This window comes from Embleya sp. NPDC059213 (genome assembly GCF_042754445.1).
Taxonomy (GTDB): Bacteria; Actinomycetota; Actinomycetes; order Streptomycetales; family Streptomycetaceae; genus Embleya.
Map to the genome: position 1 here is coordinate 1 of NZ_JBHZAV010000427.1, position 1,068 is coordinate 1,068.

1 protein-coding gene is annotated in these 1,068 nt (G+C 71.5%); it reads right to left on the reverse strand.

Going from position 1 to position 1,068, the window contains the following annotated elements; all coding sequences use genetic code 11:
• Positions 1–1,068: phosphopantetheine-binding protein (locus ACFXMF_RS47785; RefSeq protein ID WP_380018245.1), on the reverse strand; the 1,068-nt coding region annotated here is incomplete at both ends.

Genomic DNA, 1,068 nt, shown 5'->3' on the forward strand with positions numbered 1-1,068 from the left:
CTCGTGCCGCACCACCACATCCACCACAGCCCGCTCCAACGCACCCCGATCGAGCACACCCGACAAACGCAACGCCAACGGAACGTTGTAGGTGGAGCTGGGACCTTCCATGCGGTGGAGGAACCACAACCTTCGTTGCGCGAACGAGAGCGGCACCACCCCGAGCCGCGGCACCGGCACCAACGCGGGACGCGCCCGGCCCGCAGTGTCGAGGCGGGCCGCGAGAGCGGCGACCGTCGGGTGCTCGAACAGGGTGCGCAGTTCCACCTCGGCGCCGAGGACAGCGCGGATCCGGGCGATGACACGGGTACCGAGCAGGGAGTGCCCGCCGAGAGCGAAGAAGTCGTCGTCGGCACCGACCGCGGGCAGCCCGAGGACCTCGGCGAACAACCCGGCCAGCAACTGCTCGCGCGGGGTGCGCGGGGGTTGTCCGCCGGGTCGGGGGTCGTCGTGTTCGGGGGCGGGCAGTGCGGCGCGATCGGGTTTCCCGGTGGAGGTGAGTGGTACCACGTCCAGGGTCACGAAGGCCGCCGGCACCATGTAGTCGGGCAGCCGTTCCCGCAGGCACACGCGCAAGTCGTCGTGACTCGGGGTCTGTCCGGGGGTCGCCACGACATAGGCGACGAGGCACCGATCGCCGGTCCGGTCCGCGCGGGCGACGACGACGGCCTGAGCCACGTCGGGGTGCGCGGTCAACGCCGTCTCGATCTCGCCCGGTTCGATCCGGAACCCGCGGATCTTGACCTGCTCGTCGACGCGGCCACAGAACTCCAACCCGGCCCCGTCCGTACGCCACTTCACCAAGTCGCCGGTACGGTACATCCGTTCCCCCGCCGGACCGAACGGGCAGGCCACGAAACGTTCGGCGGTCAGGGCGGGCCGATTGGGGTAGCCGCGGGCCACACCCGGGCCGGCCAGGTACAACTCCCCCGGCACACCGGGGGGCAGCAGGCCCAGACCGGCGTCCAGGACGTAGGCGCGCATGCCGGGCATCGGCCGACCCAACGGCAGCGGCCGATCGGCGGCGATCGCGGCTTCGAGCCGATGGTAGGTGGCGAACGTCGTCGC